This is a genomic window from Calditerricola satsumensis (assembly GCF_014646935.1).
Lineage (GTDB): Bacteria > Bacillota > Bacilli > Calditerricolales > Calditerricolaceae > Calditerricola > Calditerricola satsumensis.
Genome location: NZ_BMOF01000111.1, coordinates 1 through 543 on the forward strand (window position 1 = coordinate 1; position 543 = coordinate 543).

At 61.7% G+C, this 543-nt stretch carries 1 protein-coding gene; it reads left to right on the forward strand.

The features are described from left to right. Positions 1–37 precede the first annotated feature (37 nt). The coding region (locus IEX61_RS12275) for a transposase (protein WP_229725881.1) at positions 38–543 on the forward strand (506 nt) is incomplete at its 3' end.

Sequence of the window (543 nt, forward strand, 5' to 3'; positions counted from 1 at the left end):
GCGCGGCAAGGGCCGGGACGATTATCCCGTGCGAGCCATGTGGAATGCGTATATCGCCCTCGTCGTGTTCCAGCACCCGAGCGTCGAATCCCTGCGACGCGAACTGAGCCGAAACGGGCAGTTGCGCTGGCTTTTGGGCTTTGGCGACCGCGTGCCAAGTGCCGCGGCCTTCAGTCGCTTCTGGAAACGGGTTGAAGCCCATGAGGCCGAGCTGGAATCCCTCTTTGTTGCGCTCCAGCAGGCTGTGGCCACGTACCTTCCCGACTACGGCAAGCGCCTGGCCCTGGATAGCAAAGCCATTCGGTCGTACGCGCGTCACCGGCCGAAAAACACCGCGCCCGACGGGCGAAGGGACAAAGATGCGGATTATGGGTTTAAGACGGTGCGCGACCGCGAGGGGAACGCGACAAAGTTCCGGTGGTTTGGATACAAGCTGCATCTCATCGTCGACAGCACCCATGAACTGCCGGTGGCCTACACGGTGACACCCGCCTCAAAAGCCGATGTCGCCACAGCCCATGCCCTTTTGGAAAAGCTGCAAGC